The following is a 414-nucleotide window of genomic DNA, read 5'->3' as shown; positions in this document are numbered from 1 at the left end:
CGTCCATTCGCCGTGTTCGACCGCAGTGTGGCCATCGGTGGCCGGCAGCACCTGCACCACTGGCACGCCGGCGGCGGCGAGATGGGCGATGAAGTGGTGTTCTTCTTCCAGACAGGCCGCGCTGCGCACGCTGTGGTGGTGGCGCTTGATGAACACCGCGCCGCGCGTGTCGTCGACGATGGCGGCGGCAGACAGCGGCCGCGGGCTGTGCCAGCGCGGTTGGCTGTGCCCGCCCAGCTGCGGGTAACGCGTACTCAGCCACGCGATGTCCGCCGCGCTGATCGGTGGCCAGTCGGCAGCGACCTCGTCGTTGTTGAGGCCCTGCACGCGGTGGGAGGAAGACGTCATGCCACAGTCCGATCGGGAAAGTCACATCCAAGGCTGCGCATTCAACGCCATGCGCGTGGCCAACGC

At 68.4% G+C, this 414-nt stretch carries 1 protein-coding gene; it reads right to left on the bottom strand.

Annotated elements, in window-relative coordinates; all coding sequences use genetic code 11:
- A partial coding sequence (locus tag HU147_RS19215) for a phosphotransferase (RefSeq protein ID WP_224077673.1) occupies nucleotides 1–348 on the bottom strand: 348 nt, incomplete at its 3' end.
- Between the last annotated feature and the right edge of the window lie 66 nt (nucleotides 349–414).

The sequence above is a fragment of the Planococcus chinensis genome (genome assembly GCF_020071995.1).
GTDB lineage: Bacteria > Bacillota > Bacilli > Bacillales_A > Planococcaceae > Planococcus > Planococcus chinensis_A.
Note: the sequence above shows the minus strand (reverse complement) of the source record. Positions and strands in the feature narration are given on the sequence as shown.